At 74.7% G+C, this 26,043-nt stretch carries 27 protein-coding genes; 11 read left to right on the top strand and 16 right to left on the bottom strand.

Annotated features, from left to right (window positions below):
- Positions 1 to 195: 195 nt before the first annotated feature.
- On the top strand, positions 196 to 600 hold the full coding sequence (locus ACIG3E_RS26345) for a hypothetical protein (protein ID WP_399621102.1): 405 nt from the start codon (positions 196 to 198) through the stop codon (positions 598 to 600).
- 83 nt (positions 601 to 683) lie between these two features.
- The gene (locus ACIG3E_RS26340; RefSeq protein WP_399621100.1) at positions 684 to 1,367 is read left to right on the top strand and encodes a DUF6766 family protein; all 684 of its coding nucleotides are present in this window, start codon (positions 684 to 686) and stop codon (positions 1,365 to 1,367) included.
- Here the strand turns inward: ACIG3E_RS26340 and ACIG3E_RS26335 are convergent, their stop codons facing one another.
- The 3 genes from ACIG3E_RS26335 to ACIG3E_RS26325 form a co-directional block, all read right to left on the bottom strand.
- A complete protein-coding gene (locus tag ACIG3E_RS26335) occupies positions 1,368 to 2,282 on the bottom strand; it encodes an N-acetyltransferase (protein WP_399621098.1) in 915 nt (304 codons plus the stop codon). It abuts the gene before it with no gap.
- A gap of 76 nt (positions 2,283 to 2,358) precedes the next feature.
- The gene (locus ACIG3E_RS26330) at positions 2,359 to 4,500 is read right to left on the bottom strand and encodes a glycosyltransferase (RefSeq protein ID WP_399621096.1); all 2,142 of its coding nucleotides are present in this window, start codon (positions 4,498 to 4,500) and stop codon (positions 2,359 to 2,361) included.
- Between the two features lie 234 nt (positions 4,501 to 4,734).
- On the bottom strand, positions 4,735 to 5,949 hold the full coding sequence (locus tag ACIG3E_RS26325; RefSeq protein ID WP_399621094.1) for a DUF418 domain-containing protein: 1,215 nt from the start codon (positions 5,947 to 5,949) through the stop codon (positions 4,735 to 4,737).
- A 249-nt stretch (positions 5,950 to 6,198) separates the two neighbouring features.
- Here ACIG3E_RS26325 and ACIG3E_RS26320 point away from each other — a divergent pair, with 249 nt between their 5' ends.
- The 3 genes from ACIG3E_RS26320 to ACIG3E_RS26310 all read left to right on the top strand — a co-directional run bounded on the left by ACIG3E_RS26320 (position 6,199) and on the right by ACIG3E_RS26310 (position 9,138).
- Positions 6,199 to 6,864 carry a response regulator transcription factor gene (locus ACIG3E_RS26320; RefSeq protein WP_138966131.1) on the top strand — a complete coding sequence of 222 codons (666 nt, stop codon included), beginning with the start codon at positions 6,199 to 6,201 and terminating at the stop codon, positions 6,862 to 6,864.
- A gap of 119 nt (positions 6,865 to 6,983) precedes the next feature.
- Positions 6,984 to 8,036 (top strand): sensor histidine kinase, encoded by a 1,053-nt coding sequence (locus ACIG3E_RS26315; RefSeq protein WP_399621440.1) that lies wholly within the window; start codon positions 6,984 to 6,986, stop codon positions 8,034 to 8,036.
- A 70-nt stretch (positions 8,037 to 8,106) separates the two neighbouring features.
- A complete protein-coding gene (locus tag ACIG3E_RS26310) occupies positions 8,107 to 9,138 on the top strand; it encodes a hydroxyacid dehydrogenase (RefSeq protein WP_399621092.1) in 1,032 nt (343 codons plus the stop codon).
- Between the two features lie 12 nt (positions 9,139 to 9,150).
- Here ACIG3E_RS26310 and ACIG3E_RS26305 read toward each other — a convergent pair whose 3' ends face one another.
- Entirely contained in the window at positions 9,151 to 9,678 is a 528-nt protein-coding gene (locus tag ACIG3E_RS26305; protein ID WP_399621090.1) for a hypothetical protein, read from the bottom strand.
- A gap of 33 nt (positions 9,679 to 9,711) precedes the next feature.
- On the bottom strand, positions 9,712 to 10,365 hold the full coding sequence (locus ACIG3E_RS26300) for a DJ-1/PfpI family protein (RefSeq protein WP_399621088.1): 654 nt from the start codon (positions 10,363 to 10,365) through the stop codon (positions 9,712 to 9,714).
- Between the two features lie 236 nt (positions 10,366 to 10,601).
- On the opposite strand from ACIG3E_RS26300, the gene ACIG3E_RS26295 reads away from it, so the two are divergent.
- Positions 10,602 to 11,552 (top strand): GlxA family transcriptional regulator, encoded by a 951-nt coding sequence (locus ACIG3E_RS26295; RefSeq protein ID WP_399621087.1) that lies wholly within the window; start codon positions 10,602 to 10,604, stop codon positions 11,550 to 11,552.
- Here ACIG3E_RS26295 and ACIG3E_RS26290 read toward each other — a convergent pair.
- Positions 11,549 to 12,508, bottom strand: a complete 960-nt coding sequence (locus ACIG3E_RS26290) for an NADP-dependent oxidoreductase (RefSeq protein WP_399621085.1) — start codon at positions 12,506 to 12,508, stop codon at positions 11,549 to 11,551. The genes ACIG3E_RS26295 and ACIG3E_RS26290 overlap by 4 nt on opposite strands.
- A gap of 132 nt (positions 12,509 to 12,640) precedes the next feature.
- Here ACIG3E_RS26290 and ACIG3E_RS26285 point away from each other — a divergent pair, with 132 nt between their 5' ends.
- On the top strand, positions 12,641 to 13,054 hold the full coding sequence (locus ACIG3E_RS26285; RefSeq protein ID WP_399621084.1) for a winged helix-turn-helix transcriptional regulator: 414 nt from the start codon (positions 12,641 to 12,643) through the stop codon (positions 13,052 to 13,054).
- A gap of 4 nt (positions 13,055 to 13,058) precedes the next feature.
- Here ACIG3E_RS26285 and ACIG3E_RS26280 read toward each other — a convergent pair whose 3' ends face one another.
- The gene (locus tag ACIG3E_RS26280; RefSeq protein ID WP_399621082.1) at positions 13,059 to 13,805 is read right to left on the bottom strand and encodes a class I SAM-dependent methyltransferase; all 747 of its coding nucleotides are present in this window, start codon (positions 13,803 to 13,805) and stop codon (positions 13,059 to 13,061) included.
- A gap of 118 nt (positions 13,806 to 13,923) precedes the next feature.
- On the opposite strand from ACIG3E_RS26280, the gene ACIG3E_RS26275 reads away from it, so the two are divergent.
- Positions 13,924 to 14,784 carry a hypothetical protein gene (locus tag ACIG3E_RS26275; protein ID WP_399621080.1) on the top strand — a complete coding sequence of 287 codons (861 nt, stop codon included), beginning with the start codon at positions 13,924 to 13,926 and terminating at the stop codon, positions 14,782 to 14,784.
- A 44-nt stretch (positions 14,785 to 14,828) separates the two neighbouring features.
- On the opposite strand, the gene ACIG3E_RS26270 is transcribed toward ACIG3E_RS26275, so the two are convergent.
- Positions 14,829 to 15,761 (bottom strand): MBL fold metallo-hydrolase, encoded by a 933-nt coding sequence (locus ACIG3E_RS26270; protein ID WP_399621078.1) that lies wholly within the window; start codon positions 15,759 to 15,761, stop codon positions 14,829 to 14,831.
- Positions 15,762 to 15,963: 202 nt separating this feature from the next.
- Between ACIG3E_RS26270 and ACIG3E_RS26265 the strand changes: the two genes are divergently transcribed.
- Together ACIG3E_RS26265 and ACIG3E_RS26260 are read left to right on the top strand one after the other, a co-directional pair.
- Positions 15,964 to 16,704 carry an SDR family oxidoreductase gene (locus ACIG3E_RS26265; RefSeq protein WP_399621076.1) on the top strand — a complete coding sequence of 247 codons (741 nt, stop codon included), beginning with the start codon at positions 15,964 to 15,966 and terminating at the stop codon, positions 16,702 to 16,704.
- Positions 16,705 to 16,783: 79 nt separating this feature from the next.
- On the top strand, positions 16,784 to 17,815 hold the full coding sequence (locus ACIG3E_RS26260; RefSeq protein ID WP_399621074.1) for a methyltransferase: 1,032 nt from the start codon (positions 16,784 to 16,786) through the stop codon (positions 17,813 to 17,815).
- Positions 17,816 to 17,902: 87 nt separating this feature from the next.
- On the opposite strand, the gene ACIG3E_RS26255 is transcribed toward ACIG3E_RS26260, so the two are convergent.
- The 8 genes from ACIG3E_RS26255 to ACIG3E_RS26220 form a co-directional block, all read right to left on the bottom strand.
- On the bottom strand, positions 17,903 to 18,721 hold the full coding sequence (locus ACIG3E_RS26255) for an aromatase/cyclase (RefSeq protein ID WP_399621071.1): 819 nt from the start codon (positions 18,719 to 18,721) through the stop codon (positions 17,903 to 17,905).
- Complete coding sequence (locus ACIG3E_RS26250; protein ID WP_399621068.1) at positions 18,718 to 19,206, bottom strand: PPOX class F420-dependent oxidoreductase; 489 nt, start codon at positions 19,204 to 19,206, stop codon at positions 18,718 to 18,720. Before ACIG3E_RS26250 ends, ACIG3E_RS26255 begins: the two co-directional genes overlap by 4 nt.
- Positions 19,207 to 19,219: 13 nt before the next feature.
- On the bottom strand, positions 19,220 to 20,236 hold the full coding sequence (locus ACIG3E_RS26245; RefSeq protein ID WP_399621066.1) for an aldo/keto reductase: 1,017 nt from the start codon (positions 20,234 to 20,236) through the stop codon (positions 19,220 to 19,222).
- A complete protein-coding gene (locus ACIG3E_RS26240; protein ID WP_399621064.1) occupies positions 20,233 to 21,321 on the bottom strand; it encodes a methyltransferase in 1,089 nt (362 codons plus the stop codon). The genes ACIG3E_RS26245 and ACIG3E_RS26240 overlap by 4 nt, the downstream gene beginning before the upstream one ends.
- A 2-nt stretch (positions 21,322 to 21,323) precedes the next feature.
- On the bottom strand, positions 21,324 to 21,800 hold the full coding sequence (locus ACIG3E_RS26235) for a PPOX class F420-dependent oxidoreductase (RefSeq protein ID WP_399621062.1): 477 nt from the start codon (positions 21,798 to 21,800) through the stop codon (positions 21,324 to 21,326).
- A gap of 4 nt (positions 21,801 to 21,804) precedes the next feature.
- Complete coding sequence (locus tag ACIG3E_RS26230) at positions 21,805 to 23,493, bottom strand: FAD-dependent monooxygenase (protein WP_399621060.1); 1,689 nt, start codon at positions 23,491 to 23,493, stop codon at positions 21,805 to 21,807.
- Positions 23,486 to 24,463 (bottom strand): aromatase/cyclase, encoded by a 978-nt coding sequence (locus ACIG3E_RS26225; RefSeq protein ID WP_399621058.1) that lies wholly within the window; start codon positions 24,461 to 24,463, stop codon positions 23,486 to 23,488. Before ACIG3E_RS26225 ends, ACIG3E_RS26230 begins: the two co-directional genes overlap by 8 nt.
- 74 nt (positions 24,464 to 24,537) lie before the next feature.
- Positions 24,538 to 25,359, bottom strand: a complete 822-nt coding sequence (locus ACIG3E_RS26220) for an SDR family NAD(P)-dependent oxidoreductase (protein ID WP_399621056.1) — start codon at positions 25,357 to 25,359, stop codon at positions 24,538 to 24,540.
- Positions 25,360 to 25,582: 223 nt separating this feature from the next.
- Here ACIG3E_RS26220 and ACIG3E_RS26215 point away from each other — a divergent pair, with 223 nt between their 5' ends.
- Positions 25,583 to 26,035, top strand: coding sequence for a nuclear transport factor 2 family protein (locus tag ACIG3E_RS26215; protein WP_399621053.1), 453 nt, complete (start codon positions 25,583 to 25,585; stop codon positions 26,033 to 26,035).
- The last annotated feature ends 8 nt before the right edge of the window (positions 26,036 to 26,043 follow it).

The raw sequence follows: 26,043 nt of genomic DNA, 5'->3' as shown, positions 1-26,043 counted from the left end.
ACGGGTGCCCGGCACGGTCCCGGTGAATCAGGGGCGGCCGATCGGCCGCGGCCCGATCGGGCGCGCCCCCGCGTGTCGGACGTCCGGCGTCCGCTCGTCGCGACCGCGCACGGCATCGTCGGAGTGCTCGCACCCGTGCGCCCCCGACCGGGAGGCGGCGCCGGGACCGGCGGGCCGAGCAAGGGAGCGGGTCTGGTGCGTGGGAGCGGTGCGAGGGTCCTGGCGGGGGTGCTGCTCTGCACGCTGACGTCCTGTGGCTCGCTCACCGAGCGCGAGGACGCGGCGGGCGCCGCCGCGGCCCGGTTCGGGACGAGCCTGCGGACCTCGGACGCGGTGCGCGGCTGCGCGGCCCTCGCGCCCGGGACCCGCGACGAACTGGAGCGGTCCGCGGAGCAGCCGTGCGTCCGGGCGCTGCCGCAGGCGGGGCTTCCGCCGACGGGCCCGGTGCGCTCCGTCGAGGTGTACGGCGGCCAGGCACGGGTGGTGACCCGGCGCGACACGCTCTTCCTCTCCTCGTTCCCGGGCGGCTGGAAGGTCACGGCCGCGGGCTGCGTGCCCCGGTCCGGGAAGCCGTATCAGTGTCTGGTCAAGGGTGGTTGACGCGTGCGGACGTTGTTCACGCTGTATCTGGTGGTGGTGCTCGGTGGGCTCGCCTACTGCATGGTGCTGGGGTTGACGCAACGGTGAAGCGAGTGCTGCGGTTTCTGCGCCACAACGGCCTGACGCTGGCGTTCGGGGCCGGGTTCCTCCTCGCCCTCGCGGGGCAGGCGGTCGCCGGGCACGCCGAGTTCAACAACCGTCTCGTCGCCGAGGAACTGCACCCGGTGGGCCTCGGCGGCTATCTGCTCACCTCCGACTTCGCGGTGGACGTGACGGAGAACTGGCAGTCCGAGTACCTCCAGTTCTTCCTCTACATCTTCGGCACGGTGTGGCTGCTCCAGCGCGGCTCGCCGGAGTCCAAGGAGCTGGACAAGGCGGGCCCGGAGACGGACCGGGAGCAGAAGGTCGGCCGGTACGCGAAGGCCGACTCGCCGCGCCTGGCGTCCGTCGGCGGCATCCGCCAGGCCTGGTACTCCCGGTCCCTCGGCATCGTGATGTGCTCGCTGTTCCTGCTCTCCTGGCTGGCGCAGTCCGTCACGGGGGTGGCCGCCTACAACGAGGAGCACCTGCGGGAGCTCCAGGCCCCGATCAGCTGGTCCGCGTATCTGACGGCCGCCGACTTCTGGGACCGCACCCTGCAGAACTGGCAGTCCGAGCTGCTCGCCGTGGGATCGATGGCGATCTTCTCCGTCTATCTGCGCCAGCGCGGCTCACCGGAGTCCAAGCCGGTGGGTTCGGCCCACACCTCGACCGGTGTCGAGGGCTAGCTAGCCCTGGTGCCGCCAGCCCCGGTCCGTGCGGACCAGTTCCGTGAAGCCCAGGTCCTTCAGGAGCGCGAGGCCCTCGGGGTCGTCGGCGGACTCGTAGGCCAGGAGGCGGTCGGCTCCGGCCAGGCGCAGCCACCGGGCGGCCTCGCCGAGGAGCAGGGCGGGCAGGGCTTCGACGCCGTGGCCCGGCTCGGTGTGGAGGTTGCCGATGTCGGCGAGGGAGCCGTTGCGGGCCTGGCGCTCGGGGCGGCCGAGGGCGGTGTCGACCTCGATGAAGCCGAGGTCGCGGCCGTCCAGGTGCGCGGTGAGGCGGGTGCCGCACTCGCCGAGGGTGCGGCGGACGGCCAGGCCGTCCACCGGGGCCGGGGGCGCCGGCAGGTCGGGCACCGCGGCGATGAGGACGACCTCCGTGTGCCCGGTGTGCCGGAACCCGGCGCGCTCGTAGACGGCGCGGATGTGCGGCCAGGTCCGGGGCAGGCCGTACACGGCGGGCGCGGGCAGGGCGCCGTCGGCCTCCCGCACGCGCACGCCCCAGCGGGCCAGTTGGGCCAGGCAGGCGCTCATCAGCAGCTCGGCGGCCGTGTCCGCGTCCGGCCAGAACGAGGCGGCCGGGCGCGCCACGAACCAGTCGATGACACCCATGTCCCGGTAGTCCGGGCCGACCTCTGCGTCGGCGCGGTAGCGCAGCAGGTGCGCGGCGGCCACGACGTACGAGCGCTGTTCGGCGACGAGCGTCACGCGCTCGGCGACCCAGGGGTCGACGATGAACTCGTCGGGCCTGCGCGCCAACTGGCCGAGGACGGTGTTCACGGAGACGGTGACGCCGGGGACGACGGCGGCCACATGGGCGTTCACCAGCTCCGTGAGCTGGTCGCGGTCGTCGCGGTGGAAGGGGCGTACCTGAAGCGCGGGCATGCGCGGACCTCACTGTGCGGGCCGGTCGGGGCCGTGGTGGTCGAGGAGGCCGCCATGCGATGCGGTACGCCCCCGATCATACGACGGACTCCCGCGCGGGTGCCACGGGATCCGGCACCGCCTTCAGGGCCAGGTCGTTGTGGGACGTCAGGTACGGGCGCAGCTCCAGGGCGCCGTCGGCGGTGGCGGGCCGCGCGCTCGGGAAGACGTCGGTGCGGCGCCGCTCGATGACGTCGCCGCGCAGCCGCGCGAGCCGGATGACGTCGCCCTGCTCGTCGTACGGTTCGAGGCCCAGGTCCCAGATCGCCTCGCCGCCGGGGTGCTGCGCGGCCGGGTCCGCCAGCGGGACCCGGGCGGTGAAGCAGCCCGCCTCGTCGACCGTGCAGCGGGTCTCGAACGTGGCGTCGCCGCCGCGCAGCCGGGCCCTGAGGCGGTAGTGGTGGCCGCGTGCCGCCGTGCCGTGCACCGTGCCGGTGAGGGTGATCGCGTCCGGGTCCACGGCGAGCGACTCCAGTTCGGCGTGGGCCGCCCTGCTCCAGGTGCGCAGGGAGAGGTTGCCGTCCTGGGTGCGGTACGGCACGGCGGTGGCGAAGCCCGCGCCGGAGGGGTGCGGGGGCACGGTCGGCGCGAGCAGCCTGCCGGTCTCCACGAGTCCCGCCCGCGCCCGCCGCACCCGGCCCTTGCGCCCCTGCTGGAGGTGGACGTTCCAGTAGCCCTCGGCCATGGGGCGGCCGCTGCGGTGGAGCAGGAGCTTGACGTACGGCTCGGTGTCGTCGGCGGTGATCCGGAACGGCAGGCGTACCGTGTCGTCCTCGGTGCCCGCGCGCGGCCTGAGCACCAACTGCCAGTCCCCGTGGGTGAGTTCCGCCACGGGCACGCGGAAGTAGAGGGAGCCGTCGGGAGCGACGCGGCAGCCGACGGCGACGGGCGGCAGCGACTTGCCGAGCCAGGCGGCCACGCCGAGGCGCTCGGCGAGCGCGCCCACGCGCTGGCGGGGCGTGCGGGCCGCGGCCGTGCGCGCGGCGCGGATCCGGGAGCGGCGGGAGGCCGCCGCGCCGGGCCGCAGCTCGGCGATCAGCGCCTCGTACTGGGCGGCCGTGTGGTCCGGCAGGAAGCGGCGGGCCGAGCGGATCGCGGCCTGGGCCATGCGGAAGCGCTCGGTGTCGTTCTCGATGAGGCGGCACAGCGCGTCGGCGATGCCCTCCTCGACGGCGGCGTCCGGGCCGTCCGCCGGGACCAGCAGTCCGTCCTCGCCGTGCGTGATGATCTCGCGCGGCCCGAAGTCGCAGTCCGTGCTGACCACCGGCACGCCCAGGCGCATGGCCTCCACGATCGTCATCCCGAACGACTCGGTGGAGCTGGAGACGGCCGCGACGGCGCCCTTGGCCCACTCCGTGTCGATGGACGTGCGGGCGTCCATCAGGAACACGTGGTCGTGCAGGCCGAGTTCGTGGATGCGGTGGCGCAGCTTCTCCTTCTCGCGGCCCTGTCCGTAGATCCGCAGGGTCCAGTCCGGGTGCTGGGCCGCGACCTTGGCGAACGCGCCGATCAGGCGGTCGTAGCGCTTGACGGGCACCAGGCGGCCCGCCGCGACGACCGTCCTGGTGTCGCCGCGGGAGGCCTCGGCCTCGGGGGCGGGGATGCAGTTCGGGATGTGGGTGAGCCGCGTGGGGACGTCGGGCAGGGCCGCGCGGTAGGCGCGCTCGTCGCCGTGCGAGACGGTCACGAACGCGTCGAGGCGCGCGATCGCGGCGTCCTGGTCGCGGCGCAGACCCGCGCGGTGGAAGTCGTGGGTGACGTGCTCCTGGCCGATGCGCAGCTGGTCGGCACGGCCGTGCTCGGCGAGGAAGCACACCAGGTAGGGGCGGGTCGCGATGACGACGTCCGCGTCGGAGCGGCGCAGGTGCTCGGCCAGCCGCGTCTCGCCGAGCCTGCTGGGCGGCGTCTTGCCCTTGTACATCAGGTCGTGCGGGCACACGGTGCCGGACGCGCGCTGGGCCGGGTCGCGGCCGTCGTAGTGCCGGGAGCCCGGGCGCAGGTCGACCAGGGGGCGCAGGGTGACGCCGGGCCCGAAGGGCAGGCTCGGGGTCTGGGCGGTGCGGTAGTACGAGACGACCTCGACCTCGTGGCGCTCGGCGAGCGCGGTGGCGAGGTTCGCCGTCGCGCGGATGGTGCCGCCGATGCCGTACGCGTTGTAGAGCAGGAAGGTGATCTTCATGAGGGGGCTGTCCCGTGGGCTTCGATGCGAGGGGGTGGCGTAGGGGGCGAGCGCTGGGGCGCGCTCCGGCGGTTAGATCACGTGTGGGGCCTTAGGCATGGTGTCGTCCGAGATGTCCGTGGTTCCTACACCCTCCCGCCCGGGCGGGGTCCGAGGCGTCCCGCCGGGGGTTGAATCCGGGGCGCCGAACGGCGGGAGCGACCCCCGCCGTTCGGCGGGGGTCGTGAGGACCGGTCACGGGACGCGGTCCGCGACCTTGGTCGCACGCTGGAGCAGCGCCTCCAGCGGGCCGCGCCGGAAGAACCGCGTCCACAGCGCCGCGAACGCGCAGCTGCCCACGACGAACCCGAGCAGCACGAGCGTCGACTGCGGCAGTTCGTCGCCGCCGAGGAAGCGGATGGCGACGATGTGCAGGACGTACGCGGTCAGCGACATGCTGCCGACCGCGATCACCGGCCCCGCCAGGCGCTTGAAGCGCGGCAGCGCGTCGACGGCGAGCAGGCACAGGGCGAGCACGGTGAGAGCGACCCCGGTGTTCGCCACGATGGACAGGGTCGTCTCGCTGTGCGGCGCGGCGACGAACAGCCAGCCCCAGGTGTCCTCCTCGGGCCAGCCCGCGACGTCGGACCACCACGCCGTGCCGGTCCCGTCGGCTGGGAAGCCCGCCCGGCTCAGGGCCCGCGCCACGCCGGGCAGGTGGTGCAGGGCGAACCAGGACCCGCCGTAGCCGAGCACGGCCAGGCCCGCGCCGGTGGCGGCCAGGCGGACGCGGACGGCCGTGTCCGCCAGGTCGAGCCGCGCCACGGCCATCCCCGCGATGACGAAGGGCAGCCAGGACAGGGCCGGGTAGGAGCCGGTGAACAGCAGCGAGACCAGGCCGTCGCCGGTGCGGGGCCAGGCCAGAGGGCCCGTGGAGCCGCCGCCGAGGGCACCGTCGTAGGACACCGCTCGCACGATCAGGAACAGGAGCTGCGGCAGCACGAGCGCCGCCACCACGGCGATCTCGGCGAGCGTGCGCGCCGAGAGGCGGTACAGCGGCAGGACGAGCAGGAAGTACAGGCCGTAGAAGGCGAGGATCACCTCGACCGGGGTGCCGCTCATGGTGAGCGCGGTGCCGAGCACCAGGAGGACGACGGCGCGCAGGGCGACCTTCGCCACGGCCTGGCGGCCCGCGCGGCCGGTCCTGGGCGCCCGGCGCCCGGTCATCAGGACGACGGAGAAGCCCGCGAGGAACGCGAAGAGCGCGGACGACCGGCCGTGCGCCAGCTCCATGAGGAACCCCCGCACCCCGCCCGCCGTCGCGGGGTCGGGCCCCACATGGGCCGCGTACATGCCGAAGACGGCGAGGCCACGGGCGAGGTCGACGCCTATGAGACGGCCGGTCGACCGCGCCTCGGCCACCGGCGGCGCGGCCGGTGCCGGGGCCGTGGCCCCTGCGTTCTGTGTCATGCCGGTCAGCCTTCGCGGCGGGTCGCGCGCGCGGTATCCGGCAGTCGTCCGCCGCCGCTCCGCCGCCCGGCCCGCCCCTCCCCCCGAACGGCTGGAACCCCCACGCCGGGTGGCTGCCGTACGGGACCGCCCCCGCGCGCCACCGGCACCGCCGCCTAGAGTCGTACGGGGACGATCACGAGGGCGCTCCCCCTCGCGGGCGGGCGTCCGCGGGACGACGAGGGCGAGGCGGCAGGCGTGATCCGGGTAGTGGTGGTCGACGACGAGGCCCTGGTGCGGTCCGGGTTCGAACTCATCCTCAACGCGGCCGACGACCTGCGCGTCGTCGCGACCGCCGCCGGGGGCGACGCCGTGGACACCGTGCGGCGCGAGCGCCCCGACGTCGTGCTGCTCGACATCCGCATGCCCGACGTCGACGGCCTGACCGTCCTCAGGGAGCTGCGGTCGCTGCCCGAGGCCCCGGCCGTGGCGATGCTGACGACCTTCGACACCGACGAGTACATCGTGACCGCGCTGCGCTCAGGGGCGGCCGGGTTCCTGCTCAAGGACACCGAGCCCGACCAGCTCGCGCAGCTCGTGCGCACCCTCGCGGCGGGCGGCGTGGTGATGTCGCCCAAGGCGTCGCGGTCCATGCTGCGCGCCCACCCCGGGCCCGGCGGCTCCGCCGCCTCCGGTGCGGACCGGGCCCGCGTGGAGCGCCTCACCGGCCGCGAGCGCGACGTCCTCGTCCTCATCGCCGAGGGCCTGACCAACGCCGACATCGGCACCCGCCTGCACCTCAGCGCGGGCACCGTCAAGGACCACGTGAGCGCCATCCTGACCAAGCTCCGCGTCACCAGCCGGGTCCAGGCGGCCCTGCTCGCCGAGCGCGCCGGGCTCCTGGACGCGGGAGGCCGCGCGGAGGAGCCCCGGTGAGCGACCGGCAGGCGTCGCCGCCCGCGGCGCGCCGCCCGGGAACCCTCGCGGCGCTGTGGGCCAAGCGGCCGCGGCGGGTGCCGCCGTACCTCGTCGACCTGGTCGTCTTCCTCTGCGCGGTGATCGACCTTGGCTTCACCACCGACGGCTACGACGAGACCCCGGGGGCGCTGACCGCGGCGACGGTGGCCTGTCTCGCGCTGCTTCTCCGGCGGCGGTTCCCGCTCGCCGTCGTGCTGCTCACGCTGCCCGCCAGCGTGCTGGTGGAGCTCACGGTGCCGCCGTTCGCCGCCCTGTTCACGCTGGCCGACCGGACGCGGGACCGCAGGCTCCTCGCGATGTGCGCGATCCTGTCGGCGGCCGCGTCCGCCTTCCCGTGGCCGCCGAGCGCGCTCACCTCCGGCGACCAGGCCTGGACCCTGATCTACTTCGTCTACACGCTGACGACCGCGGCCGCCCCCGTGCTGCTCGGCCAGCTCACCCAGGCGCGCCGGGACCTGTCGCGCCGCCTGGCCGAGATCGAGCAGGCGCGCGAGCACGAGCGGGCGCTGCACGCGCAGGCCGTGCTCGCCCAGGAGCGCGCGCAGCTGGCCCGCGAGATGCACGACGTCGTCTCGCACCAGGTGTCGCTGATCGCCGTGCGGGCGGGCGCCTGGCAGGTCGCCGCCAAGGACGCCGACTCGCGGGAGGCGGCCCGCACGATCCGCTCCCTGAGCGTCAACACCCTCGACGAGCTGCGGCACATGGTCACGCTGCTGCGCGCCTCCGGCGGCCGGGCCACCGAGCTCACGCCCCAGCCCACCCTGGCCGACCTGCGGACCCTGGTCGGCTCCAGCGGCATCGAGGCGGAGCTGACCGGCGCGCTGCCGCCGGACATCGCGACGCCCGCGCAGCGCGCCCTGTACCGCACCGTGCAGGAGGCGCTCACCAACGTGCGCAAGCACGCGCCCGGAGCCCGCGCCCGCGTCCACCTGTGGGACGACGGCGAGGAGTTCGGCGTCACGGTCACCAACACCCCGCCCACCCGGCCTTCGCTGCCCCTGCCCGGCTCCCAGCAGGGCCTCATCGGCCTGCGCGAGCGCGCGGACCTGCTGCACGGCACCTTCCACGCGGGCCCCACCCCGGACGGCGGCTACCGGGTCAGGCTCGGCGTCCCGAGCGCGGACGACTGAGCCCGGCGCGCCCGGAGCCGCCCGGCCTCCTGCTGCGCCGCGCGGGCCGCGCCCCGTATACCTGAGGCCCATGACCACGCCGCAGCCCCGCCCCGCATCCCGGCCGCGTGCCGCGCTCGCCATGGCGCGCGACGCCGCCACCGCCCTCCTCGACGACCAGGCGCTCGCCGCGCTCGACGCCGTCTGCGACCTGACGTACCCACCGCTGCTCGACGACTTCGGCACGGCGGCGGCCCGGGCCGTCCTCGGCCGCATCGAGGTGCTCGTCACCGGGTGGGGCTGCCCGCCGCTCGACGCGGCCGCGCTCGCCGCCGCGCCCGGCCTGCGGGCCGTCGTGCACACGGCGGGCTCGGTGCGGGGGCACGTCACGGACGCCTGCTGGGAGCGCGGCGTGCAGGTGTCGTCGGCGGCCGCCGCCAACGCCCTGCCGGTCGCCGAGTACACGGTCGCGATGATCCTGCTGGCGGGCAAGCGGGTCCTGGAGCGGGCCCGCGCCTACACCGCCGCGCGCCGCCCCGACGACCCGTTGCGCACGCCCCGCACGCTTGGCAACCACGGCCGCACCGTGGGGATCCTGTCCGCCTCGCACGTCGGCAGGCGCGTCATCGAGCTGCTGCGCCCGTACGACCTGCGGGTCCTGCTGCACGACCCGTACGTCGACGCGGCACAGGCGGCCGCTCTCGGCGTGCGCGGCGTGGGCCTGCGGGAGCTCTTCGAGGAGAGCGACGTCGTGAGCGTGCACACGCCGCTGCTGCCCGAGACGCGCGGGCTCGTCGGCCGGGACCTCATCGCCGCCCTGCGCCGGGACGCGGTGCTCATCAACACCGCGCGCGGCGCCGTCGTCGACCAGGACGCGCTCACCGAGGCCGTGGCGGCGGGGCGGATCCGGGCCGTGCTCGACGTCACGGACCCCGACGTGCTGCCTCCCGGACATCCGCTGTGGGACTGCGAGAACGTGCTGCTCACCCCGCACCTCGCCGGGTCGCAGGGCAACGAGTGGCGGCGCCTGACCGACCTCGCCGTGAGCGAGGTGGCCCGCTGGGCGGCGGGGGACGGCTTCGCCCACGCCGTGTCCGCCCGGCGGGCCCGGCTGCTGGCCTGAGGGGCGGGGGTGTCAGGCTCCCGTCGTGGAGCCCGGGCGGACGATCATCAGGATGGTGACGGTCGCCCACAGGATGTTGAAGATCCCGGTGAACATGGCGAGTTGAGCACTGGCCCGCGCGTCGGGCCGTACCGCGACCGCGCCGTCGGGCTCGTGGGCCGTGCCGTCCTCGGCGCGGGAGGCGGCATCGGGCCCCGGCCCGGTCACCGCCGCCAGGGCCGCCTCCTGCCGGGGCAGGACCAGCAGCATCAGGATCAGGGCCGCCAGGAAGGTCAGGCCGATCGACGTGATCAGCCACGGGCTGCCCAGGACGTCCATGCTGCTCGCGGTGGCGAAGCCGAAGGCCACCACGGCGATGCCGAGGCCTCCGTAGACGCGGCTGATGCGGTGCAGGGTGCGCAGCGTGGTGACGGGCCGCGGGTCGTCGGGGGCGGCCAGGGCCTCGCGCAGGACCCTGGGGAACATGCTGGCGGCGACGGTGACGGGGCCCACGGCGACGATGGCCGCGAGCACGTGCAGGGTGAGGAAGAGTTTCGACATCAGGGTCTCTCGGGTGGGCGGCGGGACGGGGCCTCAGATCGCGACGGGCGCGGTGCCGGTGTCACTCCAGACCACGCCGCGGCGCTCGTACGCGAAGAGCTCCTCGACGGCGTGGGCGACGCGCGGCCCGAACTCCCGCTCAAGGAGGTACAGGCCAAGGTCGAGGCCCGAGGTGACGCCGCCGCCCGTGACCAGGTCGCCGTCGTCGACGACGCGGGCCCGGACGGTGCGCACGCCGAGCCCGGCCATGCCGTCCAGGGCGGCGTGGTGCCCGGTGGCGGGGCGGCCCTCGATGAGCCCGGCCAGGGCCAGGAGCAGCGAGCCGCCGCAGACGCTGGCCACGGTCACGCCGGGGCGGGCCAGGGCGTCGCCGAGGAGCCCGGGCAGGTCGGTGCGGAGCGTGCGCCCGAGCCGGGCGGGGATGCTGTCGTCGTCGGGGTCGCGCTGCTCGGTCGCCCCGGCGGCGCCCGGCAGGAGCACCAGGTCGGCACGGGAGGGATCGAGCTTCGCCGTGGCCCTGAGGGCGATCGACGCCAGGCCGCTGGGGACGGAGCGGGGCCCCTCCGCCGAGACCAGTTCCACGGTGAGCGCGCCGTCGGTGGCGTGCCCGCCCGCGTACAGGACCTCCAGCGGGCCGAGGACGTCCAGCGGGTCGAAGCCGTCGAAGAGTACTGCCTGCACGCGCATGCCGGGGTTCCGTTCCGTGGTGAGGGATCCGTGCTGAGGGGCTCGGGCACCGCCGAGGCTAGCCAGGGCGTCACGCGCCTCGACAGTGGCTGGAATGACAGCTTTCAACGGGATATCGCCAGCACGGCATCGGGGTGGCCCGATGCCGTGCGCGGGTCGGGGAAGGCCTGGTCGGGCGCTGTGCGCGGACGGCTTCCGGGCTTGGCGGGATGCCGGTGGTGCCGTACGTTGCCGCCATGCACACGGTCGCGGTCCTCGCCCTGGACGACGTCATCCCCTCCGACCTGGCGATGCCCATCGACGCCTTCGCCCGCACCCGGCTGCCCGGCGAGCGCCCCGGCTACCGGGTGCGGGTGTGCGCGGCCGAGGAGGAGGTCGACGCGGGCGGCGCGTTCGCGCTGCGGGCGCCCTACGACCTGAGCGCGCTCGCCGACGCCGACACGGTGATCGTGCCGGGCGTGCACGACCCCTCGGTGCCGGTGCGCGAGGACGTCCTGGACGCGCTGCGCGAGGCGGCCCGCGCGGGCACCCGGATCGCCTCGGTCTGCGTCGGCACGTTCGTGCTCGCCCAGGCCGGGCTGCTCAAGGGGCTGCGGGCCACCACGCACTGGTACGCGGCGGACCAACTCGCCGCGGCCTACCCGGACATCGACGTCGATCCGGACGTCCTGTACGTGGACAACGGCCAGATCCTCACCTCCGCGGGCGCGGCCGCCGGGATGGACCTGTGTCTGCACATGATCCGGCGCGACTACGGCTCGGCGGTCGCCGCCGACGCCGCGCGGGCCTCCGTGATGCCGCTGGAACGCGAGGGCGGCCAGGCCCAGTTCATCGTCAACCAGCCCCCCGCGCGCCCCTGCGGCCAGGCCCTGGAACCGCTGCTCGCCTGGCTCGACGAGAACGCGGCCCGCGAGCTGACCCTCGACGACATCGCCGCGCACGCGGGCCTGAGCAGCCGCACCTTGCTGCGCCGCTTCCGTGAGCAGACCGGCACGACGCCGCTGCAGTGGCTGCACCGGGCGCGGGTGCGCCGGGCCCAGCACCTCCTGGAGACCACCGCCCACCCGGTGGAACGCATCGCCGCGCAGGTCGGCTTCGGCTCGCCGACGGCGTTCCGCGACCGCTTCAAGCGGGTCGCGGGGGTCAGCCCGCAGGCGTACCGGCGGGCCTTCGGGACGCGGGTCTAGGCTCCGGGCACCAGGACGAGACGGCCGCGCAGGCCCCCTGCGGCGAGGCGGGTGTGGGCCTCGGCCGCGCGGGCCAGGGGCAGCGTGTCGGCCACGCGCAGCGTGAGGCGGCCCGCCGCCGCCAGGGCGGACAGCTGTCCCAGGGCGGCGCCGTCCGCCGCGATCCAGTGGTTGTGGGAGCGGATGCCCCGCAGGCCGGGCGGGGCGTCCGCCGCCACCGCAACGAACGCCCCGCCGCCCCGCACGGCCGCGAGCGCGGGCAGCCCGACACCCGCCGCGTCCAGGGCCCCGGCCGCGCCGCCCGGGACGGCCGACCGCACCGCCGCCGCCAGGTCCGGGACGTCCCGGGGCACGAACCACTCGGCGCCGAAGCCCCGCACCAGGCCCTCGTCCGCCGCGCCCGCGACCGCCACCACCCGTAGGCCGCGCAGCGCCGCCAGCTCCACGGCGTATCCGCCGACGGCCCCCGCCGCGCCCGTCACCACCAGCGCCGCCCCGGGCGGCAGGTCGAGGGCGGCGAGCGACTGCCAGGCCGTGAGCCCGTTCAGCGGCAGGGTCGCGGCCGCCACCGACGGCCGCCCCTCCGGCGCCGGTGCCACCGCCGTCGCGTCCAGGACCACGTACTCGGCGTACGTCCCGAGGGAGGCGTCCAGCAGGTCGCGCAGGCCGATGACCTCGTCGCCCACGGCGAACGCGGTTACGGACGGGCCCGTCGCGTCCACCGTCCCGGCCACGTCCCAGCCGAGGCCGGTCATCGCGCGCGGCGCCATCCGCCCCGCCGCCACGAGCGCGCCGGAGCGGGTCAGCAGGTCCACGGGGTTGACGGCCGCCGCCGCCACGCGGATCCGCACCTGGCCGGGGCCCGGTGCGGGCACCGGCACCCGCGCGAGCTCCACGGCCTCCGGCCCGCCCGGCGCCCGCACCACCGCTGCCCGCATCACCGTCGTCGCGCTCATCGCCCCGTCCCTCCGTCGTCGGCCCCGCCGCCCCTCCGGCGGCCGGTTGACCTCGCCGCCCAACGTAGGGAGAGTTGCTCTCCACAGGGAAGTACGCACTTCAGAGTGCCTATGTCACCCGGAGGAGACCCCGTGACCACCCGGACCGCCGCACAGCGCCGCGCCGAGGCGCGGGCCGCGTACGACGCCTTCGTCGCGCAGTGCCCCACCCGCCAGCTCCTCGACCGCATCGCCGACAAGTGGGTCTCGCTCGCCCTCGTGGCGCTGGCCGACGGGCCGCACCGCTACAGCGAGCTGGCCCGCCGCCTCGCGGGCGTCAGCCAGAAGATGCTCACCCAGACCCTCCGCAACCTGGAGCGCGACGGCCTGGTGAGCCGCACCGTCACCCCGGCCGTGCCGGTCCGCGTCAGCTACGCGCTCACACCGGTCGGCGAGAGCCTGGCCGGTCTGATGGGGGCGATCAAGGGCTGGGCGGAGGAGCACATGGACGTGGTGCTCGCGGCGCGGGCGGCGTACGACGAGGAGGTGACGGTCCCCGACGCCTGAGGCCTCACCCCTCCCGCGCGCCGCCCGCCTTGCGGGCCACCACCAGGCGCCAGCGCGGGCTGCCGTCGTCCCTGCGCCCGAACTCCGCCAGCGGAAGCAGCCGTACCGCGAACCCGGCGCGCTCCAGGTCGGCCAGCACCCCGGCCAGCGGAAACGTGCGGTAGTACATGACGAAGGGCGGCCGCCACAGCGCGTTGCGCACCCGCATCGCCGCGTCGAAGCCGAGCATGGCCCAGTACCATGGTGACGTGAGTGGCTGGGGTGCGCCGAGGGGAAAGGCGAACAGGCCGCCGGGGCGCAGCGCCCGGTGCACCTGGGCGAAGAGCCCGGGCCGCTCGGACGGCAGGAAGTGGCCGAACGCCCCGAAGCTGACGGCCACGTCGAAGGCTCCGGCGAACGGCAGCGCGCGGGCGTCGGCCCGCACCCAGTCCACCGCCGGTCCCGGATCCGGCGCGGCGAGAGCCGCCCGCGCCTCGGCCAGCATCCCGGCGCTGAAGTCGACGCCGGTGACCCGCTCCCGGCACAGCGGCAGCAGCGTCCGCACGCCCGCCCCGGTGCCGCAGCACACGTCGAGACCCGCCGGGAACGGGCCAAGTGGACGCAGGGCGTCGGCGGTCGCGTCCAGGATGCGGTCGGGCGTGCGGAACGGCGTGCGGTCGAACTGGGGAGCCAGCAGGTCGTAGCCGTGCTCGGTGGAGGACAGCGCCTGCACGGCCAGTTCGCGGAGCGAGGGTCCCTGGGAGGTGAACACCGGCACAGCCTAATGAGTCGGCCTGGCCGGGAACCGCCACGCGGTCTACCGGGCCGGGAAACGCGTCGGGTAGAGCTTCAACTGCCGCACACCCGAACTCACGCCCCGGAGGTACCCCATGCGCGCACGCAGGACGCCCGACGGCACCGGACCGGCGATGGCGGAGATGGCGGGCAAGACCCGCTTCGACGACATCTACGACCGCCCCGACCCGAGGGCGTATTTCCGCCGCCTGGCGCCCTTCGCCTACGAGATCCCGCAGCACGCCCAGGGCGTCTTCCGCCGCACGCTCGCCGAGCGGGAGCAGGAGGGCCCGCCCGGCGCGGACGGCGAGCGCGTCACGGTCCTGGACCTGTGCTGCTCGTACGGCATCAACGCGGCGCTCCTGAACCACGACCTGACGCTCGACGACCTGTACGCGCACTACACCGACGAGGCGGCGGACCGGCTCACACCGGGTGAACTCCTGGACCGCGACAAGGAGTTCTACGCCGCGCGGCGCCGCCCGGACGCGGTGCGGATCATCGGCGTCGACACGGCGGCGCAGGCCACGGCCTACGCCCTGGCCGTCGGCCTGCTCGACGAGGCCTACGCGGAGAACCTGGAGCGGGTCCCGCCCAGCCCCGAACTGGCCCGCGCCCTGGGCCGCGTCGGTCTGATCACCGTCACCGGAGGCATCGGCTACGTCTCGCACCGCACCTTCGACGCCCTCCTCGCCCACATCCGGCTGCCCCTGTGGGTCAGCGCGTTCGTGCTGCGCACGGTGCCCTACGACCGCATCGCCGAGAGCCTCGCCGCGCACGGCCTCACCACCACGACGGACCCGGACCGCCTCTACCCGCAGCGGCTGTTCACCGGCCCCGCCGAGCAGCACGACGCCGTCACCCGGGTCGCCGCCACGGGCGCCGACCCCACGGGCTTCGAAGCGGCGGGCCGGTACTACACGCGCCTGTACACGTCGCGGCCCGCGGCGGCCTGAGAGCTCGGGCGGCGGGGGCGGGGCGCGCTCCGGACGCCGACGGGTCAGGCGTGGCAGGCGGGCAGCCCGCCGTGGAACTCCAGCATCTGCCCGAACGCGGCCATCTCGTCGACGTGCCCGCCCCGGTCCTCCGCGTAGGCCCGTACGAGATTGGGCACGAGGCGCTCGGTGTCGAGGAGGTCCGCCCACTCCCCCAGGCGTGTCTCGCGAGCCACCTCGACGGGCGTGAGCCCGGCCGAGATCCCGTCCTCGGCCAGCCGCTGGACCCAGCGCAGATAGCGTGCGCAGGTGTCCAGGGCCTCGGGGCCGCAGACCGGACCGTGACCGGGGACGACGGTCGTCGCGCCCAGCGCGCGCAGCTCCCGCAGGGCGGCGAGCGTGCCCGCGACCGAGCCCATGAGGCAGTAGGGCGTGACGCCGTTCATCACGATGTCGCCGGTGAACAGCACCCGCTGGCGGGGCAGCCACACGACGGTGTCGCCGAGGGTGTGCGCGGGCCCCGGATGGAGCAGCTGGATCTCGTCGTCCGCCCGGTGCACGGTCAGCCGGTCCGTGTACGTGACGTGCGGCAGGGTCAGGCGGACCGGCCCCCACCCGACGTCCGGCCACAGCCGGGTGAGCCCGAGGCCGGAGCGTGCCATGTCGGTGCGCGCGGTGGCGTGCGCGAGGAACAGGGCGTCCGGGGCGAAGAGGCAGTTGCCGAAGGTGTGGTCGCCGTGCTGGTGGGTGTTGACCACCGTCAGGCGCGCGTCGCCGCGCAGCCGTTCGGTGTGCCCGCGCAGCACGGCGGCCCGGCTGATCGTGGCCGCCGTGTCGACCACGACCGTGTGGTCGGCGTCCGGCAGCACGCCCGCGTTGCTGAGGCACCACCCGCCGTCCGGTTGCACGAAGGCGTACACGCCGTCGGCGATCTCTCCGAACCAGGGCTCGTACGGGGCCTGCGCGCGACGCGTCACCGCGCTCCTGGATCCGTCCATGGATGTCTTCCTCCTCGGAACGCTTCACTGCCCGTCGGCCGCGGTCCGGGCCGCAGCCCCGTCAGCGTCGGCGACCGGCGTCGAGGAGCGTTGGAGCACCGGTGGGGTCCGGCGTGCGAGCGTCCCTCGACCGGGCGTGGACGAGCGGGGCCGATCCTCTCCGCAAGGCGCGGTGCCCAACGACGGGAAGGATGTGCTCGCCATGAGCGGCAAGGCAGTGGTGACGGGCGGTACCCGAGGCGTCGGCCTGGCCGTCGCGCACAAGCTGTGCGCCGACGGCGTCGACGTTCTGCTGGTGTACGGCCACGACGACAGGGACGCCAAGCACGCCGTCGACGCGCTCTCCGGGCTGCCGGGAAGCGCGCGGGCGCTGCGCGCCGATCTGACCCGGCCCGGCGGCGTCACCCGGGTGCTCGACGAGGTGCGGCGGCGGTGGGGCGCGCTGGACGTGTACGTGCACACCGCCGCCGCATGGCGCCCCGAGGCGACGCTGGAGACCGGGCTGCGGGCCGCGCGGGACGCGCTCGCGCTGGCCGCGACACCGCTGCTCGCCGCCGCGCCCGAGCTCGCCGAGCTGATGGCGGGGCGGCCGTGCGGGCGGATCGTCGCGGTCAGCAGCAGTGGCGCCCGGCTGGCCGTGCCCGGCTATGCGGCACAGGGCATGGCGAAGGCCGCCCTGGAGAGTCTGGTCCGGTATCTCGCCGTCGAGTTCGCGCCGCTCGGCGTCACCGTGAACGCCGTGGCCACCGGGAGGCTCGACAAGGGACCGCACACCGCAGGGCCCGCGCGGGCGGTCGCCGCGCCGACCGGGCGCGCCCCGGCGGGGCGGCTCACCACCCCCGAGGACCTCGCGGCGGCGGTCTCCCTGCTCTGCCACCCCGACGCGGCCTGGATCCAGGGTCAGGTCATCACCGTCGACGGCGGCCTGTCCCTGACGACCTGACGCCCCTGGCACGGCCGACCGTACGCCCGCGACGCCCACGGGCCCCCATCCGCATTCCAGAAGGGATACGAGGACACCTATGACCAGGAGCGACACCAGCACCCCGCCGACCCTCGACGCCCCGGCGATCGCCCGGCTCAGCGCCTCCTACGCGGAGGCCCGGATCCTGCACAGCGCCGTCGAGGTGGGCCTCTTCGAGCTGCTCGCCGAAGGGCCCCTGGACCAGGACGGCATCCGCGGACGCCTGGGGCTCCACCCGCGGCTCGTACGGGACTTCCTCGGCGCGGTGACCGCGCTCGGACTGCTCACCCGCGCAGGCGCCGAGTACCACAACGCGCCGCAGGCCCAGGAGTTCCTGGTGCCCGGTGGCACGCACTACCTGGGGGCTCGGATCAAGACCGCGGCGCGGCGCCACTACCACACCTGGGGCCAGCTCACGGAGGCACTGCGGGACGGCGCGCCCAAGGCGGGAGTCGGCGGCGACGCCTTCGCCACGCTGTACGACGACCCGGCGGCGACCCGCGCCTTCCTCGTCCACATGGACGCCAACAACCAGGTGGTGGGGCCGCAGTTGGCGGCCGCCGTCGACTGGTCGGCGTACGCGTCGTTCGTCGACGTGGGCGGCGCGCGCGGCAACGTGGCCGCGCATCTGGTCCGGCGGCACCCGCATTTGAGCGGCGGCGTCTTCGAACTCCCGGCCGTGCAGCCGTTCTTCGACGAGTACATGAAGGAGACCGGCCTCTCCGGCCGGGTGCGCTTCCACGCCGGTGACTTCTTCACCGACGCGCTGCCCGAGGCGGACGTCCTCGTCTTCGGCCATGTGCTCCACGACTGGTCCGAGGTCCTGCGGCAGGAACTCCTGGAGCGCGCCCATGCCGCGCTTCCCCCGGGCGGCGCCGTCGTCGTCTACGACCAGATGCTCGACGAGGACACCCCTGACCTGCGCAGCCTCATCGGCAGCCTGAACGTGGCGCTGATCACGCCGGGCGGCTCGGAGTACACCGTGCCGGAGTGCCGGGGGTGGGTGGAGAAGGCCGGGTTCACGTTCCTGTCCGCGACCCGCCTGGAGAAGGGCAACGACACCGTGGTCGTCGCCGCGAAGACCGTGTGACGCGGCGCCCCGCGCTACGCCCCCGACGACGTCGTGGCCCCGGAACCTGTGAAGCGTTCCGGGGCCACGACGTCACGCGTGTACGGGTCAGTCGGCCGCCGCGCGCGGGCCGAGCCGGGCGAGGAGCGTGAGCCGCTCATGAAGGTCGGCTTCGAGCTCCTTGCGCGCGGCGACGGTCGCCTCCTCGTCCACCGAGGGCCCGGCGAGCGTGGCGGTGCCGGTGAGGCGGACCGTGGTGCCGGAGGCCTCCTCGGTGCACCGGAGCTCACCGCTCACGGTGTGGAGGTGCGGTGGGAGGCCCGCGTACCGCTTGAAGACGAGGCGACCGTCGGGGAGTTCGAGGTGGGCCCAGGCCGTGCCGTCGCCCATGGCCCGGGCCGCGGCGGCCACGAGTGCGGCCCGGGGCGCGGCGACGCGGACACTGCGCGCGGTGGTGACGGTGTTCCGCCGCAGCGCGTCGATGCTCCCCGCGAGCCCCGCGATGGCGCGCAACTGCCCCGGAACGTTGCCGTCCAGCTGCCGGGCCACTGTGTCGCCCGCCCCGGGCGGCGCGTCGGGGGCCAGAGCATAGGCGTGACGCACGCGGACGCGCGTGCCGCCGTCGGCCTGCCCCTCGAAGCGCCACTCGCCGCGCATGTGGCTCAGCGGGGGCTTGGGGGTCTCGTGCTGGAAGGCGATCGTCAACGCCTCGGTGTCCCGGGTGCGCCACAGCCGCCAGCCGCGTACGGCGCCCTGATCGATCACCCAGCGGGCCACCAGGTCGCGCTCGGCGCTCTCGGCCGCGACCACTTCCGCGTACAGGTGCGTCGGGAAGTACCGAGGGGCCTCGACCACGTCCGCGACGAGGTCGAACAGCAGCCGGGGCGGGGCCGCCACGACGGTCTCGTGCGTCAGTTCGGCCGTCATCGGGCATCCTCCACAGCTCGTCGGTCGTCGGACGTTCCTGACGTGTCTGGGGCCGGGCGGGGTTCGGGCCCAGGGGCGGCGGCCACGCCGCGGGCGAACGGGCCTGCCCGCCAGTGGGCCTCGATGCCCCAGGAGATGACCCTCGTCGGTGTGATCCGGATCATCGCGTCGGCCACCGCGCCGCCGAACTGCCGACCCCCCTCGGCCAGTGCCTCGGCGACGCCCCGGATCTCGATGCCCCGGGGCGCCGTGGGGTCGGCCGGGTCCACGTCGTCGACGACGAAGGCGACCCGGGGCCGCCGCTGGACGTCACGGTACTTGCGGCTGCTGCCGAGGCCGATGCCGCCGATGTCGATGGTCTGCCGGTGCGGGTTGTAGTGGACGCCGACCGGCACGACATGGGGGTCCCCCGCCGCGCCCACCGTCGCGAGGCGGCCGAACGGCTGGGACGTCAGGTACTCGATCTCCTTCTCCGTGAAGATCACGCCGTCGTCCCCTTCACAGCCGCGCGGCCGGGCCGAGCGGATCGAGGGTGAGCGAGGCGTCCGCCCGCACCACCGCGGCGACAGCGGCGTCGACGCGCCGCACCAGCGCCTCGTCGAGCAGCACGTCGACCGCCCCGGCGTTCTCCAGGAGCTGCGCGGGCCGCGAGGCACCCACGACCGCCGCGCTCACCCCCGCCGTGCGCAGGACCCAGGCGATCGCCAACTGCGGCAGGGTCAGCCCGGCCTCGGTCGCGAGCGGCGCCAGGTCGGCGACGGCGGCGAGCACCTTCTCGTTGAGGTAGTCCCAGCGGCCGATGGACTTCGCGCCGCTCGCTCCCGCACCCGCCCTGCTGTCCGCCGGTACGGCCTCGCCCGCCCGGTACTTGCCGGTGAGCGCACCGCCCGCGAGCGGCATCCACGCGATCTGGCCGACACCCGACTCCCGGCTCGCGGGCAGTACGTCGGCCTCGATGACGCGCCACAGGACCGAGTACTGGGACTGGTTGGCGACGAGCGGGACGCCGAGGTCGCGAGCCATCCGCGCGGCCGCGCGGATCCGGTCGCCCGGCCACTCGGAGACGCCGATGTAGTGCGCCTTCCCGGACTTCACCACGTCGGCGAAGGCCGCGACGGTCTCCTCCAGCGGGGTCCGCGGATCGTGGCGGTGGGCCTGGTACAGATCCACGTGATCGAGGCCGAGCCGACGCAGGGACGCGTCGATCGACTCGGTGACGTGCTTGCGGGACAGCAGGCCCGCGTTGGGGTCGCCGGGCCGGGCCCAGCGCCCCACCTTCGTGCAGATGACCAGCTCCTCGCGGCGTTCTCCGGCGAGGGCCCGGCCGAGGATCTCCTCCGCCCGGCCCTCGGCGTACAGGTCGGCGGTGTCGAAGGTGGTGATCCCGCTGTCCAGGGCCGCGCGTATGCACTCCCGGGCGGCGGTCTCGTCGATCTGGTCACCATGGGTGATGGCGTTGCCGTAGATGATCCGGCTCACCACGAGGCCGCTCTCACCCACCCGCGCGTACTTCATCGCAAGGTTCCTTCCTGTGCGTCCGTACGGTGTGTCACCAGGGGTTCGGTGCCGCCCGTCGGCGGTGCCGCCGAGACGACGTGGACGGGCAGCGGACCCACGCGGCGGGCCGCGAGCTCCGTGTATCCGGCGGCGGTGAGCATGTCCCGCGTCGCCTCCAGCGAATGCGCCTCGCCGCCGGGTGTGGAGATCAGCATCAGCAGGGACAGCAGGTGCGCCGCGTGCTCCTCGGCGGGCGGCCCGCCGTTCACACAGAAGCCCACCGTGACCAGGCGCCCGCCGGGCCGCAGCACCCCCGCGAGGCGGCGCAGCAGCGCCACCGCCCGCTCCCGTGGGAACAGGGGCAGCAGATTGGCGACGATCACCAGGTCGTACGGGCCCGCCAGCGGCGCGGTGAAGGCGTCGCCCGCGAGGAACGCGGCGCGGTCGGCGAGCCCCATGCGCCGCGCGTGCGTCCGCGCCTGGTCGAGCACCTCGGGCCAGTCCAGGCCGTGCACCACGGCGTCGGGGTGCTGCCGCGCGAACTCGAGGCCGAACAGGGCGTGTCCGCAGCCCACGTCCAGCAGCCGCACGCCGCGCCGGGCCTCGGCCCAGGCGCGGGTCTCCTCGACCAGGGCCGCGGCGGCGGCGCGCGTCACGAAGGTGCCGTCCGCGGCGAACCGCGTCCAGTACGGGAAGTCCCGTTCGGTGGCGTCGGGGCTCAGCAGCGTGCCGCCCGCTCGGACCACGGCGGCGAGGTCGCGCATCGCCTCCCACTCCCAGTCGCTCACATTGACCCCCACCGCGTGTCCGGCGTACTGGGGGCTGGTGCTGACCAGGAGTTCGGCGGCGCCCGGCGGCAGGTGGTAGCGGGTGCCGTCGGTCGCGATGAGCCCGCTGGCGGCCGCCGCGCCGAGCAGGACGCGCAGCGCCCTGGGGTCCGCGCCGACGGCCCGGGCGAGCTGCTCCGCCGTCAGCGGCTGCGCGGCCAGCGCGTCGTAGAGGCCGAGCTCCACCGCCGCTTTGAGCAGGCTCGTCCGTTTGAACGCCTGCAACGTCTCGAGCAGGCTCTGCCGGGTGACGGTCGGCACCGAGTGCGTCGTCACGGTCAGCTCCGCTGGAACACGAAGCCGTAGGCGCGTGCGACCTTGACCCGCAGGACGAGGCGCCGGTCCTTCACCTTGGTCTCGCGGAACTCCTCCCAGTCGGGGTGTTCGCCCTGAGTGGCACGGTACATCTCCACCAGCTCGTCGACGGTGGCGTCGTAGGGGTCGCAGGCCACCGCCGAGACCGAGGCGGTGCCTTCGAAGACGCCGTAGGAGAACATGTCCTCGGTCGTCACGTGGAAGCTGACCCGCGCGTCCCTGCGCACGTTGCGGGTCTTGGCCCGGTCGGCGGTGGTGGCGACGCGGATCGTCTCCGTGGCGGGGTCGTAGCTGTAGCCCACGTTGGAGAGCTGGGGGCGCCCGTCCCGCTTGAGGGTGACGAGCACGCCCCGCCCTCCGCTCCGCGCGCGCAAGAGCTCCTTGAACGCGTCCTCGTCGCTCTCGCTCGGGTCCTGACCGCGACCTTGACTCCGGCTCATCACGTCATGCCTTCCTGTCATGGGTGAGCTGTGGGACCGGCCCCGAGGCGGCCGTCGCCTCGACGAGACCGACCGCTTCCAGGGCGTTCCGCGCCCCGTACGGACCTGCCAGAGGCCCTCTCGCCGCGAGGTGGCCGTCGGGGCGGATCAATGCGAAGTAGCCATCCTTCAGACCGAGTTGGCGCCTCAGCGCACCGCTGTGGTCCGGTAGCGGTACGACGCCGCCCGCCCGCTCCCCGGCGCTCCCGGCACAGCGCACCGACACGGCGGTCCCGTAGCGGGACGCGAGGTCGCGGAGCAGGTCGTCGTCGGTGGCCCGTCCGGCGTCCGCGCTCGCGAGCAACGTCCAGCGCGGGTCGCGGAGTTCGGCACAGAGACCGGTCCAGCCGGGCTCGTCGCGGTGGGCCCGCTCGGTGCATCCGACGCGCTGCCCCGGTGCCGGGGCACCGACGGCGGCGGCCGGGTCCGGGAGGGTGAGCGGGCTGTCGGGGTAGGCCACCGTGAGCCCGCAGAAGCCGCGGATCATCTTCCGTTCCAGCTTGCGCTTGAGCGGAGCCAGGCGCCGTACCGTGCCGAGGCCCACCGGCAGCAGCAGCGGGCCGAGGGCGTTGCGCAGGGCGACCAGTGCCGTCGCGACCCGCGTGGACCCGAGCAGCCGCTCGCCGATCGGGACGCGCTCGGCGCTGTAGCTGTCGAGAAGTCGCTCCTGCGCGTGGCCGCGCACCACGTCGGCGAGTTTCCAGGCGAGGTTGTAGGCGTCCTGGATCCCGGCGTTCATCCCCTGGCCCGAGGCGGGGCTGTGCACGTGGGCCGCGTCACCGGCGACGAAGCAGCGCCCGACGCGCATGGCGTCGATCATGCGCTGCTGGACGGTGAAGACCGAGATCCAGGTGGGCGCCGCCACCTCGACGGGGCGCCCGACGGCTGTGGAGATCTTCCGGGCGAGGCGGCCGCGCACCGCCTCCGGGTCGTCCGCTCCGCCGATGTCCTGGGTGTCCACGACCCGCCACTTGCCGCGCTCGGGGAAGGGCACGAGGAGCAGCGTCCCCTTGCCCGTGTGCAGCAGGTGATTGCTGTCCCCGGGCAGATCGACGTCGCTCTCCACGTCGGCGTTGAGCCAGGTCTCGGTGGCGTCACCGACCAGCCGCAGCCCCAGGCTCTTGCGTACCGTGCTGTGGGCGCCGTCCGCGCCCACCAGCCAGGGCACGGTCACCGTCTCGGTGCCACCGCCCGGTGTGCCGAGGCAGGCCTCGACCCGGTCGTCGCCGGGCGTGAAGGAGTCGAGCCCGACGCCCCATTCGACCTCGACCCCGAGCGCCGAGAGCCGCTCGCGCAGGACCTGTTCGGTCACCACCTGGTCGACCATGAGGCTGAACGGATAGCGGGTGGGCATGGCCGAGTAGTCGGTGTCGAAGCGGACCAGCGTGCGCCCGCGCAGGTGCACAGTGAAGTGCTCGACCTTGCGACCGCGCGGCAGGAGCGCGTCGAGCACTCCCATCTGATCGCACACCTCCAGGGTGCGCGCGTGCACCGCGAGGGCCCGGCTCGTGACGGCCGGGCCCGGGGCGCGGTCCACCACGCGCACCGGCACGTCGCGGCGGGCCAGTTCATGGGCGAGGGTCAGCCCGACGGGCCCCGCGCCCACCACCAGCACGGCGGGGCGCCCGCACCCGCCTGCCGTGACGTCAGCCACGGCCGCCCTCCGCGTGGGTCTTGGCCAGGGCGAGGGTGGCCGCGCTGTTGCCGCCGACGGCACGGCGGACGAACTCCTTGGCGGCGGTGACGGTGGCGTCACCGCCGAGGACCGAGGTGATGGCGTCCTCGTTCAGCCGGACGCGGTGCCAGGACGTCACGCGCACGCCGTCCGGTGCGCGCGTCACGGTCCACTCGCCGATGTGAGCGGCCAGCAGCGGCGGCGTCACCACCTGCTTGTAGACGATCCGCCGCGCCTGGGGGAAGCAGAGCCGAACGGACTCGGTGGTGTGGGCGGACCCCTGCTCGGTGACGGTGTCCATCACCATCCACTGGACGTACTCACCGCCTTCGTGGTCCTCGCGCAGCCGCATGCGGGACACGTGCGGCAGCCGGTCGGGCCAGGCGGCCGCGTCGTGCAGGAACCGGTAGACGGCCTCCGGGTCGCCGTCCACCAGGGTCGAGTCCGCGAAGTCGAAGACGAGGTCCGCGGCCGTGTCGCGGCTCTCGGCGAGCGCCTTGATGTTCGCCAGTTCGGTCCTGCTGTTGCGGTCGGTGGCCCGGGTGACCCACTCGGTTCCTGCCGGGTCGTCGTCGACGGCGGTGAACTCGTGGACCAGCGTGAGTCGGGCGGTGCCCGGCGTCGCTCCCGGCCCGACCGTCCACTCGCCGCTCATCGAGGCGACGGGCGGCGCGGACACCTCCTGCCGGAACCGGATCCGCGCCGCGCCGGGATCCAGGTCCCGCCGTGACGTCCAGGACGTCACGTCGCCGTTGGCGACGGCCCAGATCCGCAGCCGCTCGCGGCCGCCCGCCGCCGGGGCGCCCGCCCCTTCGAGGCGCTCGACGTGGAGGGTGGGAGCGAAGCACGCGGGCCAGTCGGTGGCCTCCGCGATGATGCCGTAGACGGCCTCCGCGGGCGCGTCGATGTCGGTGTGGTGCGTGGTGCGGTGCGTTCCGGTGCGCAGCATGGCTCTGCCCTTCTCAACTGGTCTCTCCGGCTGACGGCCTGGCCGCCGGGCGTACCGGCGGCGGGCGTACGGGGTCAGAAGATGCCCAGGCCGCCGCAGACGTTGAGCGCCTGCGCGGTGATGGACGCGGCGGTGTCGGTGACCAGGTAGTCCACGAGCCCGGCCACCTCCTCGGGAGTGGAGTAGCGCCCCATGGGGATCTTCGCGTGGAACTCGGTGAACACCTCGTCCTCGGAGAGGCCGCGGGCGCTCGCGTACGCCTGGCGGACCCTGACGGCCATGGGCGTCTCCACATAGCCGGGGCAGACCGCGTTCACGGTGACGCCCGAGGTGGCGAGTTCCTTGGCGAGTGCTTTGGTGAAGCTGATGACGCCGCCTTTGGACGCCGAGTACGGGGCGCCGAGCGGGACACCCTGCTTGCCGCCGGTGGAGGCGATGTTGATGACGCGTCCGTCGCCGCAGTGCTCCAGACCGCCGGTGGTCAGGACCTCGCGCGTGACGCGGAAGACGCCGTTGAGGTTGGTGTCGATGACGTCGTCCCACAGGGCGTCGGCGAGCTGCGAGGTGCGCCCGCCGCCGCTGCGGCCCGCGTTGTTGACCAGCACGTTGATCGGTCCGTAGCGGTCGACGGCCGTCCGCACCAGCGCGGCGACCGACTCGGTGGACCGTACGTCCGCCGCCTGCCCCTCGACCTCCAGCCCCTGGTCCCGCAGTTCCTTCACCGTCGACGCCACCTGCTCGGCGGTCCGCGCGCACAGGAAGACCGGGATGCCGCGGCGTGCGAGACGGACCACCACGGCCAGGCCGATCCCGCTGGTCCCGCCGGTCACGAGGGCGACCCGGGGCGGGCGGGCCGCGCGGTGCTCCGCCACGCCCGGGGTGTCTGCTGTGGTCATCTCGTCCTCCTCCGTCGGATGGCGGCAGCCTCGCCGAGCGGATTCGAGATCCCGCCGAGGATCCTTCGAGCCTCACGGGCGGCCTCCCGCGCCCCCGCGAAGGGCGTGCCGTCGGCCGCGCGACGGTGTGGACGGACAGCTGATCGCGGCTCCAACGGTTCTCGAGGCACGGCTGTCAGCCTCGGTCCACCAGCACACCACCGTGACCGGAAAGGGGCCCGTCATGCCGTTGTCGGCACCGCCCGTGGACAGTGCGCGGGGCAGCGCGCTGTACCAGGAAGTCCTGGAGTTCTACGCCCGGCAGATGCGCAGCCTCGACGAGGGGCGGGTCACCGAGTGGGCCGCGACCTTCACCGAGGACGGCGTGTTCAGCGCGCAAGCCCACCCCCGGCCGCAGGAGGGGCGCGAGGCGATCCGGCAGGGGGCGGCCGAGGCCGTCCGGCGGCTCGCCGAGCGCGGCGTCCGCCGCCGTCACTGGCTCGGCATGCTCGACGTGACCCGGCACGGCGACGGTTCCCTCACCGCGCGCTCGTACGCCCAGGTCATCGACACGCCGATCGGTGGACAGGCGGCGGTCGAACTCAGCTGCACCTGCGAGGACCTGCTGGTGCGCGAGGGCGACCGGCTGCTCGTGCGGCACCGCCGGGTGGACCGCGACGACCTGCCCCGCCCGTGACGGCCGCC

The sequence above is a fragment of the Streptomyces sp. NPDC053474 genome (genome assembly GCF_044544845.1).
Classification (GTDB): Bacteria; Actinomycetota; Actinomycetes; order Streptomycetales; family Streptomycetaceae; genus Streptomyces.
This window is presented reverse-complemented; position numbering and strand designations above follow the sequence as displayed.

Excerpts from the sequence above, each read along its gene's own strand:
- ACIG3E_RS26215 (WP_399621053.1), top strand. The coding sequence starts at position 25,583 with ATGCCGTTGTCGGCACCGCCCGTGGACAGTGCGCGGGGCAGCGCGCTG.
- ACIG3E_RS26235 (WP_399621062.1), bottom strand. The coding sequence starts at position 21,800 with ATGAGCCGGAGTCAAGGTCGCGGTCAGGACCCGAGCGAGAGCGACGAG.
- ACIG3E_RS26225 (WP_399621058.1), bottom strand. The coding sequence starts at position 24,463 with ATGCTGCGCACCGGAACGCACCGCACCACGCACCACACCGACATCGAC.
- ACIG3E_RS26220 (WP_399621056.1), bottom strand. The coding sequence starts at position 25,359 with ATGACCACAGCAGACACCCCGGGCGTGGCGGAGCACCGCGCGGCCCGC.
- ACIG3E_RS26275 (WP_399621080.1), top strand. The coding sequence starts at position 13,924 with ATGCGCGCACGCAGGACGCCCGACGGCACCGGACCGGCGATGGCGGAG.
- ACIG3E_RS26290 (WP_399621085.1), bottom strand. The coding sequence starts at position 12,508 with ATGAGCGCGACGACGGTGATGCGGGCAGCGGTGGTGCGGGCGCCGGGC.
- ACIG3E_RS26245 (WP_399621066.1), bottom strand. The coding sequence starts at position 20,236 with ATGAAGTACGCGCGGGTGGGTGAGAGCGGCCTCGTGGTGAGCCGGATC.
- ACIG3E_RS26310 (WP_399621092.1), top strand. The coding sequence starts at position 8,107 with ATGACCACGCCGCAGCCCCGCCCCGCATCCCGGCCGCGTGCCGCGCTC.
- ACIG3E_RS26305 (WP_399621090.1), bottom strand. The coding sequence starts at position 9,678 with ATGTCGAAACTCTTCCTCACCCTGCACGTGCTCGCGGCCATCGTCGCC.
- ACIG3E_RS26260 (WP_399621074.1), top strand. The coding sequence starts at position 16,784 with ATGACCAGGAGCGACACCAGCACCCCGCCGACCCTCGACGCCCCGGCG.
- ACIG3E_RS26335 (WP_399621098.1), bottom strand. The coding sequence starts at position 2,282 with ATGCCCGCGCTTCAGGTACGCCCCTTCCACCGCGACGACCGCGACCAG.
- ACIG3E_RS26265 (WP_399621076.1), top strand. The coding sequence starts at position 15,964 with ATGAGCGGCAAGGCAGTGGTGACGGGCGGTACCCGAGGCGTCGGCCTG.
- ACIG3E_RS26325 (WP_399621094.1), bottom strand. The coding sequence starts at position 5,949 with ATGACACAGAACGCAGGGGCCACGGCCCCGGCACCGGCCGCGCCGCCG.
- ACIG3E_RS26270 (WP_399621078.1), bottom strand. The coding sequence starts at position 15,761 with ATGGACGGATCCAGGAGCGCGGTGACGCGTCGCGCGCAGGCCCCGTAC.
- ACIG3E_RS26295 (WP_399621087.1), top strand. The coding sequence starts at position 10,602 with ATGCACACGGTCGCGGTCCTCGCCCTGGACGACGTCATCCCCTCCGAC.
- ACIG3E_RS26330 (WP_399621096.1), bottom strand. The coding sequence starts at position 4,500 with ATGAAGATCACCTTCCTGCTCTACAACGCGTACGGCATCGGCGGCACC.
- ACIG3E_RS26255 (WP_399621071.1), bottom strand. The coding sequence starts at position 18,721 with ATGACGGCCGAACTGACGCACGAGACCGTCGTGGCGGCCCCGCCCCGG.
- ACIG3E_RS26300 (WP_399621088.1), bottom strand. The coding sequence starts at position 10,365 with ATGCGCGTGCAGGCAGTACTCTTCGACGGCTTCGACCCGCTGGACGTC.